Here is a 15,147-nt window from a genome sequence, read left to right on the forward strand (position 1 = left end):
CGACCTCTCCACCGCCTAAAAGTCATGAACTTCCGCCAACTCCACCAGGGCCCCGGGGTCCTGAAGATTGCCAACGTCTGGGACGCCGGCAGTGCCGTGCTCGTGCAAGCGCTGGGCGTGCCGGCCCTGGCCACGACGAGCGCGGGTCTGGCCTGGGCGCTGGGCCATGCCGATGGCAACCAGTTGCCCATCGAGGAGCATGCGGCCGCGATTCGCCGCATCGCCCGTGTCGCCCGAGTGCCTTTGAGCGCCGACAGCGAGGCCGGCTACAGCGATGATCCGGCCACCGCGGCGGACAACGTCATGCGCCTGGCCGAGGCCGGCGCTGTGGGCATCAACCTGGAGGACGGTGCGGGCGATCCGGCCCTGTTGTGCCGCAAGATCGCTGCGATCAGGGCCGCGGCGGTGCGGGCCGGGATAGACCTCTTCATCAACGCGCGCTGTGACGTCTACCTGAAGAACCTCGCGCCCGGCCGCGCGGCCGACGAGGTGCTGCTGAGGGCGCGCGACTACGCGGCGGCCGGCGCGGATGGCCTCTTCGCCGCCGGCGTGACGGCCGTGGCGGACATCGCCGCGTTGGTGGCCGGCCAACCGCTGCCGCTCAATGTGATGGCGCGGCCGGCGCTGCCGGGGCTTGACGAGCTGCAGCGCCTGGGCGTGCGCCGCATCAGCGCGGGCAGCGCCATCGCCGAGGCGGCCTGGGGCCGCGCGCAGCGGGCGGCGGCTGGGTTCCTGGAAGAGGGCGGCGGTGCCGAGCTGTTCGACGGAGCGACGCCCTATCCGCAGATCAACGGTGCGTTGGGCGCCTTTGCCCCGGCGCGTCAGGGCTGAACGGACAGGCGCAGTTGCAGTTCGCGCTCCGGCTGGCCGGCCGCATCCCGGCTGCTGAGGGTGCCGCGGGGCGCCGGCGGCAGGGCGGCGCTGCCGCTGCGCGCAATGGTCTGCCAGCGCTCTAGCGGCAGGTCCAGCGTGGACTGGAAGGCCTCGTCGCCGCTGTCCACGCCGAATGCGACGCGCACCGGCGCGCGGCCGCCGGGCCAGGTGGGCGTGATGGTGAAGGACTGCGTCGCGTGGCGCTCGCCCTGGCGCGGGCTGGCGTAGATGCGGCGTGCCGGGCCGGGCGGTCGTCTGGCGCCGGAGTCGAGTTCGACGACGGCGTCCACCCACTGCAGCGGTTCGCGCGTCGTCAGCCGCAGGTCGGCGCGCTGGCCGTTCAGCACCCGCAGGCGTTGGACCGGGGGTGGCGCGGCGGTGGCCGTGGACGTGACGACGCCCGGCCCGCGCGGCGACACCGCGCCGGCCGTGCCGATGACGACGGCGCCATCGCGCACGCCGCCCTGGGCGGCGGCCGGCAGGTTGCTGTCCACCCAGCGCAGCTCGACGACGAGTGGCACGGCAGGCGGCGCCGCGCCGGCCGCCAGCGGCAGCAGGATCAAGGGTAGCAACATGCGGCGCTTCATGCGCTGGAGCTTAGTCCCGGGCCGGTCCGAGGCGCAGCTGCAAAAGCCGGGGTCCGAACAGGTTGATCGCCAGACCGGCCAGCACCAACGCTGCGGCGATGAGCTTCCAGGCGGGCAGCGGTTCGCCCAGCAACAGGCTGGCAGAGCCCATGCCGAACACCGGCACCAGCAGTGCCATGGGCACGATGCGTCCGGCCGCGTGGCGGGCCAGCAGCCAGCTCCAGACGCCATACCCGAATAGCGTGTTGCCCACCGACTGCCAAAGCACGGCGGCCCAGGTGCCGAGGTCGGCCGCGAGCACGCCCGCCGCCATCTGCTGGGGGCCGTCGATCAGCCAGGCCAGCACCAGCAGCGGCGGCACCGCGAAGGCGCTGCTCCAGACGACGTAGGCCAGCATGTCGATACGGCCGGCCCGTTGCGTCAGAAGGTTGGCGCAGGCCCACGAGAAGGCAGCGGCCAGCACCATGGTCACGCCCAGGGCTGTCGTCGTGCCGTCGGTGTGCGAGGCGATGATGCCCACGCCGCCGGCCGCCAGTGCCAGGCCCAGCCATTGCGTGCCCAGCACCTTCTCCTTGCGGATGCGCACGGCCAGCAGCAGCGTGAAGAAGACCTGGGTCTGCACGACCAGCGAGGCCAGGCCGGGCGAGATCTGGCTGCGCATCGCCAGGTACAGCAGGCCGAACTGGCCGACGCCGATGAGCACGCCGTAGCCGGCCAGGTTGCGCCAGTCCACGGCCGGCCGGCGCAGGAAGAAGCAGGCCGGAACCAGCGCGAAGCTGAAGCGCAGCACAGCCAGCGTCATGGGCGGCAGCGTGTGCAGCGCGTACTTGATGACGACGAAGTTGCTGCCCCAGATGGCGACAACGGCGAGGGCGAGCAGGAAGTGGCGCAGGGGCAGAGGGGCCATGCGGCCGACTATGCCAGCAGGGGGCTATCCCTGGCCCGCGCGGGGACGGCGCGGCGGTCAGCCCACGTAGCCGGTCAGCAGGGCCTGGGCCCAGTCCGGTCGGCCGTTGCGCTGCGCCAGCGCGGCCATCGCACGGTGGTCGTAGGGCACGGCATGCTGGCTGCAAAGCCAGGCGTCGCCGAGGCGCTCGACGATGGCGTAGTTCGCATCTGGCGTGCCACGCTCGACGACATAGCGTTCCGGCGCGTCGTCCACGTAGGCCTGCAGGCCCACGCTGCCCGGGTTGACGAGGAGCTGCCCCGCCGCGTTGCGCAGGGAGCGCGGCAGATGGCTGTGGCCGCAGGCAACCAGGGCGCTGGTCTGGCCGGTCAGGCGCTCGATGATCTCGTTGGCCGTGGCCAGGCCCAGCACGCCGGCGCGCGGGGTTTCGAGGAAATGCTCGCAGTCGCTGCGCGGCGTGCCGTGGCACAGGAAGACGTCCGGCGCCCACTGCTCCATGGGCCGCAGGGTGCGCACCCAGTCCAGCTCGTCGCTGCCCAGCTGCGACAACGCGTAGCCGTCGGAGGCGCCCCCCGAGCCGGGCTGCCACTCGAGGATCTGGCGTTCGTGGTTGCCGGCCATCACGTGCCAGCCCGAAGCCATCAGGCATTGCGCCGTTTCCCGTGGCAGCAGCGGCCCGGACAGGTTGTCGCCCAGGCACAGCACCTGGTCGACGCCGCGGCGGGCGATGTCGGCGACGACCGCCTCGAGCGCAGGCAGGTTGCCGTGGATGTCGGAGACGAGGGCGAGGCGCATTGGGAGTCCTTGTCAGCCGCCGAGGTGGCCCAGTGGCAGCACGCCGCTGGCCTTGACCTCGCCCAGCGAGAAGCTGGTGTGGATGTCCTTGACGTTGGGCAGGTTCAGCAGCGTGTCGATGGAGAAGCGCGAGAAGGCGTCCAGGTCGGTCACCATGACCTGCAGTTCAAAGGTGCCGGTGCCTGAGATGTAGTGGCAGGCGATGACCTCGGGCAACTGGCGGATGGCGTCCTCCAGCGGCTTGGTGGCGGCGCCGGCGCTGCGCTCGGCGTCCAGCCGCACGAAGGCCAGCACGCCCAGGCCCAGCTTGCGACGGTCGATCTCGGCGCGGTAGCCGGTGATGTAGCCCTGGTCCTCCAGCCACTTGACGCGCCGCCAGGTGGGCGCGGCCGACAGGCCGATGCGCTGGGCCAGCTCGGCATTGGACAGCCGGGCGTCGGCCTGCAGCTCCGCCAGGATGGCGATGTGGTGGCGGTCCAGCGCGTCGGCGGTGGGGTCTTCGGAACTCATGGTTTGCCCTGATCGGCGAAATGGCGATGCGATTTGAAGCGAATTCTGCAGATTGAAGCAAGGAAATTGCTACATGTCCGCAATCCGGGCGCAATTGAGAAAGCACTCCGCGCCCTCATTTCCCTACACTGCCCGGTCCGGCCATACTGGCCCATGGCCTGCGCGGCCGCCTCACAAGGGCAGGTCGAACGGGTCGCCACCCCGAGGAGCACCCTTCCGATGAACGCCCCGCTGCCCGAACACGTCCTGCGCGCGCTGCAGACCGTCACGCTGGACGACAAATACGCGCTGGACCATGGCCGCGCCTTCATGAGCGGCGTGCAGGCGCTGGTGCGGCTGCCCATGCTGCAGCGCACCCGCGACGCAATGGCGGGGCTTAACACGGCCGGCTTCATCAGCGGCTACCGTGGCTCGCCGCTGGGGGGCTACGACCAGGCGCTGTGGGCCGCCAAGAAGCACCTGGCCAAGCAGAACATCGTGTTCCAGCCGGGCGTGAACGAGGAACTGGGTGCCACGGCCGTGTGGGGCACGCAGCAACTGGACCTCTTCCCCGAGAAGGCCAAGTTCGACGGTGTCTTCGGCCTCTGGTACGGCAAGGGCCCGGGCGTGGACCGTTGCATCGACGTGTTCAAGCACGCCAACATGGCCGGCACGTCCAAGCACGGCGGCGTCATCGCCATCGCCGGCGACGACCACATTGCCAAGAGCTCCACGGCCGCCCACCAGAGCGACCACGTCTTCAAGGCTGTCGGCTTCCCGACCTTCTTCCCCAGCAGCGTGCAGGACATCCTGGACATGGGCCTGCACGCTTTCGCGATGAGCCGCTTCTCCGGCCTGTGGGCCGGCATGAAGACCATCCAGGAGATCGTCGAGTCGTCGGCCTCCGTCAGCGTGGACCCCGACCGCGTCAACATCATCCTGCCCGAGGACTTCGTCGTTCCCGAGGGGGGGCTGCACATCCGCTGGCCCGACCCGCCGCTGGAGCAGGAGTCGCGGATGATGAACTTCAAGTGGTACGCCGCGCTGGCCTACATCCGCGCCAACCGCCTGAACTACAACGTCATCGAGGGCGCCAACGACCGCTTCGGCATCATCACCAGCGGCAAGGCCTTCAACGACACGCGCCAGGCGCTGCACGACTTGGGCCTGGACGATGACACCTGCCGGCGTATCGGCATCCGCCTGCACAAGGTCAACGTCGTGTGGCCGCTGGAGGCGCAGGTGGCGCGCGAGTTCGCCAAGGGCCTGCAGGAGATCCTGGTCGTCGAGGAGAAGCGCCAGATCATCGAATACCAGGTCAAGGAAGAGCTCTACAACTGGCGCTCGGACGTCCGCCCCAACGTGCTCGGCAAGTTCGACGCCGGCGACGGCGAGGGGGGCGAATGGAGCGTGCCCAATCCCAGCGACCACTGGCTGCTGCGTCCGCAGGCCGACCTGACACCGGCCATCATTGCCCGCGCCATCGCCAAACGCCTGAAGAAGCTCGGTGTGGACAGCGACATCGTCGCCCGCCTGGACGCGCGCCTGGCCGTCATCGACGCCAAGGAGGCGTCCCTCAAGGCCGAGGAAAAGACCGCCGGCGGCGCCGACCGCACGCCGTGGTTCTGCTCCGGCTGCCCGCACAACACGTCGACCCGCGTGCCCGAAGGCTCGCGCGCCGTGGGCGGCATCGGCTGTCACTACATGGTGACGTGGATGCCCGGCCGCAGCACGGCCACGTTCACGCAGATGGGCGGCGAGGGGGTGCCCTGGGTGGGGCAGGCGCCGTTCACGAACGAGAAGCACATCTTCTCCAACCTCGGCGACGGCACCTACTTCCACAGCGGCAGCCTGGCCATCCGCCAGAGCATCGCCGCGGGTGTCAACATCACCTACAAGATCCTCTACAACGACGCCGTCGCGATGACCGGCGGCCAGACGGTGGGCGAGCGCCCCGAGGGCCACACCGTCATCCAGATCATGAACAGCGTGATCTCGGAGGGCGTCAAGAAACTGGTCATCGTCACGGACGAGCCGGCCAAGTACGAGGGGGTGGCGCTGGCGCCGGGCGTCACCGTGCATCACCGCGATGAGCTGGACAGCATCCAGCGCCAGTTCCGCGAGATCCCGGGGACGACGGCCATCATCTACGACCAGACCTGCGCCACCGAGAAGCGCCGCCGCCGCAAGCGCGGCAAGATGGTGGACCCGGCGAAGCGCGTCGTCATCAACGAGCTGGTCTGCGAAGGCTGCGGTGACTGTTCCATCCAGTCCAACTGCCTGAGCGTGGAGCCGCTGGAAACCGACTTCGGCCGCAAGCGCCAGATCAACCAGAACACCTGCAACAAGGACTACTCCTGCGTGAAGGGCTTCTGCCCCAGCTTCGTCACCGTCGAGGGCGGCGAGCTGAAGAAGCCGAAGAAGGATGCCCGCAAGAGCCCGTTCGACGCGGGCCTGCCGCCGCTGCCACTGCCGGTCATCCCGAACGCGCAAGAAGCCTGGGGCATCGTCGTCGCTGGCGTGGGCGGTACGGGCGTCATCACCATCGGTCAGCTGCTGGGTATGGCCGCCCACCTCGAAGGCAAGGGCGTCATCACCCAGGACGCCGCGGGCCTGGCCCAGAAGGGCGGTGCGACCTGGAGCCACATCCAGATCGCCAACGAGCCCGAGGCCATCTACTGCACCAAGGTCGGTACGGCCGAGGCGGACCTCGTCATCGCCTGCGACGCCATCGTCGCCGCCAACAAGGCGACGCTCGCTGTCATGCGCGAGGGCCGCACCTTCGTGGCACTGAACACGCACGGCTCGCCGACGGCGACGCTGGTGAATGACCCGGACTGGAGCTTCCCCGGCACGGCCTGCGAGCAGGCGCTGGGCAAGGCCGTCGGCGAAGGCCACCTGGGCGCCTTCGACGCCGAGGACGTGGCCGTCAAGCTGCTGGGCGACTCGCTCTACACCAACCCGCTGATGCTGGGCTATGCCTGGCAGCAGGGGCGCATCCCGCTGAGCTACGACGCGCTGATGCGCGCCATCGAGCTCAACGGCGTTCAGGTGGACAACAACAAGGCCGCGTTCGAATGGGGCCGCCGCTGCGCGCACGACCTGAAGAGCGTGCAGTCGCTGTATGCGGCCCAGCAGGTCATCCAGCTCGTCAAGCGCCAGAGCGTGGACGAGATCATCGCCAAGCGCGTGGACTTCCTGACCGGCTACCAGAACGCCGCCTACGCTGCCGAGTACAAGGCCTTCGTCGACAAGGTGCGTGCGGCCGAGGCCACGCTGGGTGGCAAGACCACGCTGACTGAGGCTGTGGCCCGCTACCTGTTCAAGGTGATGGCCTACAAGGACGAGTACGAGGTCGCCCGCCTGCATACCGATGCCGCGTTCACGCACAAGATTGCGGGCATGTTCGAGGGTGACTACAAGTTGGTGCACCACCTGGCGCCGCCGCTCTTCGCAAAGAAGAACGACAAGGGTGAGCTGGTGAAGCGCCCGTTCGGCGGCTGGATCCGTCCCGCTTTCGGCCTGCTGGCCAAGCTCAAGGGCCTGCGTGGCACGGCCCTGGACGTCTTCGGCTACACCGCGGAACGCAGGATGGAGCGCGCGCTGATCGGCGAGTACCGTGCCAGCATCGACGCGCTGCTGGCGAAGGGGCTGACGGCCGGGCGCCTGGCGCTGGCGGTCGACATCGCCCGCATCCCCGAGGAGATCCGCGGCTACGGCCATGTGAAGGAGCGCCACCTCCGCGCCGCCCGGGCCAAGTGGGACGGCCTGATGGCGCGGTGGCAGGCGCAGGACTGAAGTCGGGGGCCGATCAGTAACCGGCCTTCTCGGGCGCCTTGAGGACGGCGGCACGGACGGCGCGGGCCATGGATCTGGACAGCCCCTGCGGGGCCGCCTTTTCAGGGCCGCGCTGAAACAGCCTGCGCTGCTGGCCAGCTCGGCGCCGGCCCTTGAGACCAGCGCCAGCCTGGACGCCACCGGCGGCTCCTTAGCGGGCAGGGACCGCATCGCCACGCTGTGGATCTGCTGATCTGCCTCCGGGCAGACCAGCGCCGCTGGCGCGCGCCGAAGGTCCCGGCGCCGACCAGCTGGCAAGCACGGGGCGGTGCGTCATGCCGCTGGCTGCCTGTGGGACGTCAGTTCGCGTTGCTGGATCGGGCCTGCTTTCGGCAAGGATGGGGGGGCCGCGGGAACCGTGGGTTGGGCGTCGCGTCCCGCGAGGCCGGAGCGGCTCACGGACGGACGGTGGAGTGCTGCAGGATGATCAGCCAGCGGCCCTCGATGCGTTGGTAGGCAAAGCTGTAGCGCGCCGGCCGCGTCTTTGCCTGGCCGTCGATCTGTTCGGTGAACTCATACTCGCCGGAGCGAACCGCCGTGTCGCCGAACACCTTGAAGTTGCCGATGATCCAGCGCATGCGCGCCGTCGGCCGCTGCGCCATCTGGTCGAAGAACTCGGGCAGCGCCGTGCCGCCCAGCGGCACGGCCGAATACTCGTCGTCGGTGATCAGCGCGCCCGGCGCGTACAGCGGCTGCAGGCGCCGCGGGTCGCGTGCGTTGTAGGCGTCCTTCCAGTCTTCCAGCGCCTGCATCAGGTCGTTGACGCATTGGCTGCGCGGATCGTCGCAGCGCAGTGGCGGCGACACGCGCACCTGCGGTGCCGTCGTGCAGCCGCTGCCCAGCGCCATCAGTACCAAGCCGGCCGCCGCGGTGCATCGCACCCGCCGCCGGCTGTCGAACGCCGTCATCGCGTTTCCCTCTATGTCGTCGCGCGCATTGGACAACAGGCCGCAATCAGGCGCACCGCGGAAAACGCCGATTTTCCCGGGCTGCGGCGGTGAGGCGGGGGCGTCCGTCGCCTACAGTGCCAGGCATGCGTCGCCGCCTCGCCCTGCAACTCGGCCTGATGCCTGGGTTGCTGCCGACCGCCCAGGCCCAGCCGCAACCTCTGGTCCTGCGCTCGGCCTCCCAGGCCGGCTTTGCGCACAAGTACAACCCGGGCGGGACCGGGCCGCAAGGCTTTTGCATCGAGTACATCCAGGCGTTGAAGCGCCTCGAACCCAGCCTGGACTTCACCGGCCTGCAGGAGGTGCTGCCGACGCTGCGCATTGAACAGGACCTGGCGGCTGGCCGCATCGATGTCTTCTTTGCGATGCTGAAGACGCCGGAGCGCGAGGCACTGTTCCGATTCGCCGACAGCCCTCGCATCTACACCATCTTCCACCACATCGCGGTGCTGGCTACGGATGTGCAGGCCGAGCAGGTGCGCAGCTTCGGCGACCTGCGCGCGCTCGGCAGCGACGGGCGCGTGCTCACGACCAAGGGCAGCGGCTACGCCGCCTTCCTCCGGGAGCAGGTCGGGCTCGACGTGGACGACGGGGCGACGGCCCTGGACCAGAATCTGCGCAAGCTGGTCAGCGCACGGGCCCGGTTCCTCTACGACTCCGAATCCTCGCTGCAGCGCGCGATCCAGGCGCAGGGGCTGCAAGCCCAGGTGCGCATCCTGCCCACCGTCTTCCGCCGCCAGGACCTCCTGCTGGCCTACGCGCCCGGCTTGGCGCCGGAGCGCCTGGCCCGCCTGCTCGCCGCCATGCGGGCCCTGGAGGCCAGCGGCGTGGCCGCCCGCCTTCGGGCCGCCTATGGATTGAGCTGAAGTGAAACTTCCCATTGGCTCGCAATCCCTGAGCAGTGCCGCGCCACAGCCTGCCTAGACTGCGCCCCTTTCCAAGGGAGAACACATGAAGAACGCGCTACGCGGCCTGCTGGCCGCCATCGGCCTGTGCCTGAGCGGCATGGCGCAGGCGGCCGACGGGCCCGAGAACCCCGCCTGGACCGAGGCCAAGGCGGCCGCCAAGGCCGGCCCCGCCGACATTGCCATCGCCGGCCAAGCCACGCTGCACCTGCCGGCCGACCGCGTCTTCATTCCGCAGCCCCAGGCCGGCAAGCTGCTGACCGCGATGGGCAATCCGGGCGAGCACAGCGAGCTGACCGGGTTGATCTTTCCCCAAGGCGATGCGCAGTGGTTTGCGACGTTGCGCTACATCGCGTCCGGCTACGTGAAGGACGGCGACGCCAAGGAGTGGAAGGCCGACGACCTGCTGGCCAGCTACAAGGAAGGCACCGAGGCCAGCAACGAGGAACGCAAGAAGATGGGTGTGGCGCCGATCGAGATCACCGGCTGGGCCGAGGTGCCCGCCTACGAGGCGACGAGGCACCACCTTGTGTGGGCCATGAGCTCCAAGGAAAAGGGCGCGCCGGCCGAGGCCGGCCAAGGTGTCAACTACAACACCTATGCGCTGGGCCGTGAGGGTTACCTGAGCCTGAACTTCGTCACCGGCCTGGCGGACCTGCCGGCCCAGAAGCCCGATGCCAAGGCGCTGCTGGGCGCGCTGGAGTTCGACAAGGGCAAGCGCTACGAGGACTTCGACGCGTCCACGGACCATGTCGCCGAGTACGGCCTCGCGGCGCTGGTGCTGGGTGTGGGCGCGAAGAAGCTGGGCCTGCTGGCGGTCGTCTTCGCCTTTGTCGCCAAGTTCGCGAAGATCATCTTCATTGCGGTCATCGGCGTCGGTGCCGCTTTCACGAAGTTCCTCAAACGCAAGAAGCCGGCGGCCTGATGCTGAAGCTGCTCGCACTGGCGCTGTCGGGCGCCAAGTTCGGCAAACTGTTGACCACCGGCGGGACCATGCTGATCTCGCTGGTCGTCTACGCATGGATCTTCGGCTGGCGCTATGCGGCAGGCTTCATCGTGATGCTGTTCGTGCACGAGATGGGCCACTTCATCGCGGCGCGCTACAAGGGCCTGAACGTCGGCGCGCCGACCTTCATCCCCTTCGTCGGCGCCTGGGTGGAGTTGAAGGACATGCCGCATGACGCCAAGACCGAGGCCTTCGTGGGCCTGGGCGGCCCACTGCTCGGCACGGTCGGCGCGACCGTGGCCTATTTGCTGGCGCGCAGCTGGAATGCCGACTGGCTGCTGGCCGTGGCCTACAGCGGCTTCTTCCTGAATCTGTTCAACCTGATCCCGCTGTCGCCCTTCGACGGCGGCCGTATCACGGCCGTGCTGTCGCCGCGCATCTGGCTGCTGGGCGCGCCGCTGCTCGTCGCGCTGTTCTTCTGGCGGCCCAGCCCCATGCTGATCCTGATGGCCGTGCTGGCCTGGCCGCAGCTCGTCAAGGCCTGGAAGCATCGCGGCGACAGCCCCGAGGCCCAGATCTACTACGCCGTGCCCGCCGCAGTGAAGTGGGAGTACGCGACCTACTACCTGGTGCTGGCCGCCTATCTGGCCGTCATGTGCCACGACGTACACGAGATGCTGGCCACCGCCCGGGCGTGAGCCGATGCGGCAACAAATGAAACGGTGCGTGAAACGAGACTGAATCCGGCATTTCCCAGAATTCCTCCACCAGGCCCCGAGGCCTCGTGGACGGCGCTCCCCGCAGGGGTGTCGGACCTCCCGATACCCCAACGATTCAGGATCAATGCCATGACCCGTTCTCCTTTCAGTGCACTGCGCACCACGCTCGCCACCCTTGCCGGCGCCATCGCCTTGTTCGCCAACGCACCGGCACAGGCCGCGCTGGTTTCTTTTGACTACACCGGCCAGGCCAGCAACGGCGCCACGGTTCAGGGTCGCTTCGGCTGGGAGACCACCGCCCCCAGCTCGCCCACCGTCTTCGGTCTGGGCAACGTTGTCCTGGCCCAGAGCTACGCGGGTGGGGGGTTCCTGACGGGCCAGGTCACCGGCGGGGCGCTCGACGGCCGCACCATCGTCGCCAACGGCCTGACCTGGAACGTCATGGACCTCGACCCCGCCTGTGACGTCTGCTCGGAAGATGCGTTGCACATCATCTTCTCCGGCATGTTCGTGATGCTGTTCGACTACACCAAGACGGCGCTGAACGGCCTGGCCCTGCCCACCGACCTCGACCTGTCGGATTGGGCTGGCGAGCGCCGCGTGCGCCTGATCGACGACCAGCAGGGCGCGCCGGCCGTGGAGGACTTCGAGATCCTCAGCCTCAAGCTCAGCGCGACCGCCACCGGTCAGCGGCTGCCCGAGCCCGGCTCGCTGGCCCTGCTGCTGGTCGCGGGTGCCGGTGCGCTGGCCGTCCGCCGCCGCGCGGCCCGCTGATTTCGGCGAAGCGGGCGTCGACGACGGGGAAAGCCCGCACGCCGCGAAGTGAAGGCACCATGGGCACCATGGCCGCCACGTCCTTCGCCGCCCCCGTCGTCAAGCCAAAATGGTCCGGCCTTCTGCTGGCCATGCTGGGTGCCATCGGCTTCTCGGGCAAGGCCATCATCGTCAAGCTGGCCTACCGCCACGGCGTCGACGCCGTCACGCTGCTGATGTGGCGCATGCTGCTGGCCTTCCCGCTGTTCCTGCTGCTGGCCTGGTGGGCCGGCCGGGGCCGGCCCCCGCTCACGGCGCGCGACTGGCGCGACATCGTGGTGCTGGGCTTCACCGGCTACTACCTCGCCAGCTACCTCGACTTCGCGGGCCTGGCCTACATCTCGGCGAGCCTGGAGCGGCTGATCCTGTACCTGAACCCGACGCTGGTGCTGCTGCTGTCGGTCGTGTTCTTCCACCACCGGTTGCAGGGGCGGCAGGTGCTGGCGCTGGCGATCAGCTATGCCGGCGTCGTCGCCGTGTTCGCCCACGAGCTGCATTTCGAAGGCAGCGCCACGGCGTTGGGCGCGGCGCTGGTGTTCGGCAGTGCGGTCAGCTATGCGATCTACCTGGCGCTCAGCGGCAGGGTCGTGCAGCGCCTGGGGGCGCTGCGGCTGACCGGCCTGGCCAGCAGCGTCGCCTGCGTGCTGTGCATCGCCCAGTTCCTCCTGCTGCGGCCGCTGGAGGAGGCCTGGGTCAGCGAGCCGGTGCTGTGGCTGTCGCTGCTGAACGCCACCGCCTGCACGGTGGCACCCGTGCTGATGGTCATGCTGGCCATTGCCCGCGTCGGGGCGCCGCTGGCGGCGCAGGTTGGCATGGTGGGCCCGATGAGCACCATCTTGATGAGCTACTTTCTCCTCGGCGAGCCGATGAACGGGTGGATCGCCGTGGGCACCGGCTTGGTGCTGGGCGGGGTCTTCATGGTGGGGCTGAAAAAGGCTGCCCGCTGAACCGGATTGACCCCAGAGGGGCGGCAGTGTTCAAAATCGCTGAATATTGGCGACAAGGCCGATGAACCGAACCCCGGTCCTTCGGGAACACACTGCATGCCCATGACGAGCCCCGCCCGCTATACCCCCGTTGCCATCGTGCTGCACTGGCTGCTCGCGCTGGCCATCGTCGGCGCTTTCTGCATGGGCGTGTACATGGCCGACCTGCCGTTCTCTCCGACGCGGCTCAAGCTTTTCAACTGGCATAAATGGGCCGGTATGACCATCTTGGCGCTGTCCGCGCTGCGGCTGCTGTGGCGCCTGACGCACCGTCCACCCGCCGACGCACCCATGCCGGCCTGGCAGGCGGGCGTCGCGCACGTCACCCATGGCCTGCTCTATGCCGCGTTCTTCGCCGTGCCGCTGACCGGCTGGGCGATGAGTTCGGCCAAGGGCGTCCCCATCGTCTGGTTCGGCGTGCTGCCGCTGCCCGACTTCGTGCCCAAGGACCCGGACCTCGGCAAGCTGTTGGAAGAGGTCCACGGCTGGCTGGCGTATGGCCTGGCCGCGCTGGTGCTGGCCCATGTGGCCGGCGCGCTCAAGCATCAACTCATCGACCGCGACGGCCTGATGGCCCGCATGTCCCTGCGCCGCTCCTGATCAAGGACTTTCCGCCATGACGAAACTGTTCGCCGCCCTGCTGCTCGCCGCGGCCATCCTGCCCACCCAGGCCGCCACGCTGCAGCCGGAGAAAAGCGACCTCGGCTTCACCTTCAAGCAGATGGGCGTACCGGTCGACGGCAAGTTCCGGAAGTTCGAGGCTCAGCTGGACTTCGACGTCAAGAAGCCCGAGGCCGGCAAGATCGCCTTCACCGTGGACCTGGGCAGCGTATCCCTCGGCGACCCCAGCTTTGACAAGGAACTGGCCGGCACGCCGTGGTTCGACACCAAGCGCAACGGCAAGGCCACGTTCGTGTCCAGCGGCATCAAGCCCACCGGACCCAGCAAATACGACGTGGCGGGCAAGCTGACCATCAAGGGAGCCAGCCGTGACGTCGTCGTGCCGATCACGCTGGCCTCGGGCGTCGCCTCCGGCAGCGTGGTCATCAAGCGCCTGGATTTCAAGATCGGCGACGGCGAATGGGCCGACACCTCCATGGTCGCCAACGACGTCACCGTCAAGTTCAAGCTGGCCTTCAGCGGCCTGTAATCGCATCCAACCCACCCTCGGAGACCCCCCGATGAAGAAAGCCCTGTTCCTCACCGCCCTGCTGGCCGCCGCCGGCGCCGCCCAGGCCCAGAGTGGCACCTACGCCATCGATCCCACCCACACCCAGGTGTTCTTCGAGGCCAAGCACTTCGGCACCAGCACCAACCGCGGCCGCTGGGACAAGAAGGAAGGCACCGTCACGCTGGACAAGGCTGCCAAGACCGGCAAGGTCGAGCTCACGCTGGACATGAGCTCCATCTCTACCGGCATCGGCCCGTTCGACGGCCACCTGAAGGGCAACGACTTCTTCGCCGTGGAGCAGTTCCCGACGGCCAAGTTCGTCGGTGACAAGTTCGTCTTCAACGGCGACAAGGTCGCCAGCGTGTCCGGCATGCTGACGCTGCGCGACAAGACCAACCCCGTCACGCTGACGGCCACCAGCTTCAACTGCTACGAGCAGCCGCGCCTGAAGCGCGAGGTCTGCGGTGGCGACTTCGAGACCACCATCCAGCGCAGCCAGTGGGGCGTGAGCTACGGTGTGCCGGCCATTCCCGACGCCGTGCGCCTGCTGATCCAGGTCGAGGCCATCAAGCAGCCTTAAGCACTGCACCCTCCCCCCACAAGGCCCGCCCCATGGCGGGCCTTGTCTTTGGTGCGTCCGCCTGGGCGCACGCCTGCGGGCACAGGGGCGTCCACCTGCCAGCGCCGAAGCCTGTGGCCCGTCCCAGGGGCAGCCGGGCGCGGGTCGGCGCAGCCCAGGGCTGTCAGGCGAACTTCGGCATGGCGCGGACGCCCGAACCGCCCGAACCGCCCGAACCGGCCGGTGCGCGCCGGGACGCGCCCGCATGCAGATGGGAGTGGCCAGGGGGCTGCCGATGAGGGCGGCCCCGTGTGCTGCATCCGTCCCCACGGCCTGTCGCATGCCGGTGCAGTTCGTCCCCCGGGCAGGGCGGAGCGTCGCTTGGGCCCCACGCCGCGCAAAACGCTTGCGTACAGTGGCTCCCAACGACGATTCCCAGCCATGAGTACCTCCTTCACCCCCAGCCCCCAGCAAAAGCTCTGGATCGAGCGCTGGCAGCGCTTTTCGGCCGCCGCGGTGCGTGCCTTCCACGCCTACGCCGGCTGGCTGGTGGGCATCAGCTGGAAGCGCTTCGCGCTGCTGTCGCTGGCGCTGCTCATCGGCGTCAACGTGG

The 15,147-nt window shown here is 68.9% G+C and carries 15 protein-coding genes; 10 read left to right on the forward strand and 5 right to left on the reverse strand.

Translation table 11 applies throughout. The features are described 5' to 3' along the window. Positions 1 to 831, forward strand: an 831-nt coding sequence (locus tag VGF12_RS22040) for an isocitrate lyase/phosphoenolpyruvate mutase family protein (protein WP_331178196.1), incomplete at its 5' end; no start/stop codon positions are given. Here the strand turns inward: VGF12_RS22040 and VGF12_RS22045 are convergent. The 4 genes from VGF12_RS22045 to VGF12_RS22060 all read right to left on the reverse strand — a co-directional run bounded on the left by VGF12_RS22045 (position 822) and on the right by VGF12_RS22060 (position 3,672). Then, the gene (locus VGF12_RS22045; protein ID WP_331178197.1) at positions 822 to 1,448 is read right to left on the reverse strand and encodes a hypothetical protein; all 627 of its coding nucleotides are present in this window, start codon (positions 1,446 to 1,448) and stop codon (positions 822 to 824) included. The genes VGF12_RS22040 and VGF12_RS22045 overlap by 10 nt on opposite strands. A gap of 22 nt (positions 1,449 to 1,470) precedes the next feature. Continuing rightward, entirely contained in the window at positions 1,471 to 2,358 is an 888-nt protein-coding gene (locus VGF12_RS22050) for an EamA family transporter (RefSeq protein ID WP_331178209.1), read from the reverse strand. A gap of 66 nt (positions 2,359 to 2,424) precedes the next feature. After that, positions 2,425 to 3,162, reverse strand: a complete 738-nt coding sequence (locus tag VGF12_RS22055; protein ID WP_331178198.1) for a metallophosphoesterase family protein — start codon at positions 3,160 to 3,162, stop codon at positions 2,425 to 2,427. Positions 3,163 to 3,174: 12 nt separating this feature from the next. After that, complete coding sequence (locus VGF12_RS22060; RefSeq protein WP_331178199.1) at positions 3,175 to 3,672, reverse strand: Lrp/AsnC family transcriptional regulator; 498 nt, start codon at positions 3,670 to 3,672, stop codon at positions 3,175 to 3,177. Positions 3,673 to 3,891: 219 nt separating this feature from the next. Between VGF12_RS22060 and VGF12_RS22065 the strand changes: the two genes are divergently transcribed. Further along, positions 3,892 to 7,449 carry an indolepyruvate ferredoxin oxidoreductase family protein gene (locus VGF12_RS22065; RefSeq protein WP_331178200.1) on the forward strand — a complete coding sequence of 1,186 codons (3,558 nt, stop codon included), beginning with the start codon at positions 3,892 to 3,894 and terminating at the stop codon, positions 7,447 to 7,449. A gap of 434 nt (positions 7,450 to 7,883) precedes the next feature. Here VGF12_RS22065 and VGF12_RS22070 read toward each other — a convergent pair whose 3' ends face one another. Next, positions 7,884 to 8,396, reverse strand: coding sequence for a nuclear transport factor 2 family protein (locus tag VGF12_RS22070; protein ID WP_331178201.1), 513 nt, complete (start codon positions 8,394 to 8,396; stop codon positions 7,884 to 7,886). A gap of 125 nt (positions 8,397 to 8,521) precedes the next feature. Between VGF12_RS22070 and VGF12_RS22075 the strand changes: the two genes are divergently transcribed. From VGF12_RS22075 to VGF12_RS22110, 8 genes are all read left to right on the forward strand, one after another. After that, positions 8,522 to 9,301, forward strand: coding sequence for a transporter substrate-binding domain-containing protein (locus VGF12_RS22075; protein WP_331178202.1), 780 nt, complete (start codon positions 8,522 to 8,524; stop codon positions 9,299 to 9,301). Between the two features lie 85 nt (positions 9,302 to 9,386). Next, positions 9,387 to 10,265 carry a DUF2167 domain-containing protein gene (locus VGF12_RS22080; protein WP_331178203.1) on the forward strand — a complete coding sequence of 293 codons (879 nt, stop codon included), beginning with the start codon at positions 9,387 to 9,389 and terminating at the stop codon, positions 10,263 to 10,265. Next, complete coding sequence (locus VGF12_RS22085; protein ID WP_331178204.1) at positions 10,265 to 10,984, forward strand: site-2 protease family protein; 720 nt, start codon at positions 10,265 to 10,267, stop codon at positions 10,982 to 10,984. Before VGF12_RS22080 ends, VGF12_RS22085 begins: the two co-directional genes overlap by 1 nt. A gap of 150 nt (positions 10,985 to 11,134) precedes the next feature. Beyond that, a complete protein-coding gene (locus tag VGF12_RS22090; RefSeq protein WP_331178205.1) occupies positions 11,135 to 11,779 on the forward strand; it encodes a PEP-CTERM sorting domain-containing protein in 645 nt (214 codons plus the stop codon). 59 nt (positions 11,780 to 11,838) lie between these two features. Further along, positions 11,839 to 12,765 (forward strand): DMT family transporter, encoded by a 927-nt coding sequence (locus tag VGF12_RS22095; protein WP_414710183.1) that lies wholly within the window; start codon positions 11,839 to 11,841, stop codon positions 12,763 to 12,765. Between the two features lie 102 nt (positions 12,766 to 12,867). Beyond that, positions 12,868 to 13,404: a cytochrome b gene (locus VGF12_RS22100; protein ID WP_331178206.1), complete on the forward strand. Its 537-nt coding sequence runs from the start codon at positions 12,868 to 12,870 to the stop codon at positions 13,402 to 13,404. 16 nt (positions 13,405 to 13,420) lie between these two features. Continuing rightward, positions 13,421 to 13,954, forward strand: a complete 534-nt coding sequence (locus VGF12_RS22105) for a YceI family protein (RefSeq protein ID WP_331178207.1) — start codon at positions 13,421 to 13,423, stop codon at positions 13,952 to 13,954. A 31-nt stretch (positions 13,955 to 13,985) separates the two neighbouring features. Further along, positions 13,986 to 14,555, forward strand: coding sequence for a YceI family protein (locus VGF12_RS22110; RefSeq protein WP_331178208.1), 570 nt, complete (start codon positions 13,986 to 13,988; stop codon positions 14,553 to 14,555). Positions 14,556 to 15,147 lie beyond the last annotated feature (592 nt).

Source organism: Roseateles sp., from assembly GCF_036404855.1.
Taxonomy (GTDB): Bacteria; Pseudomonadota; Gammaproteobacteria; order Burkholderiales; family Burkholderiaceae_C; genus Pelomonas.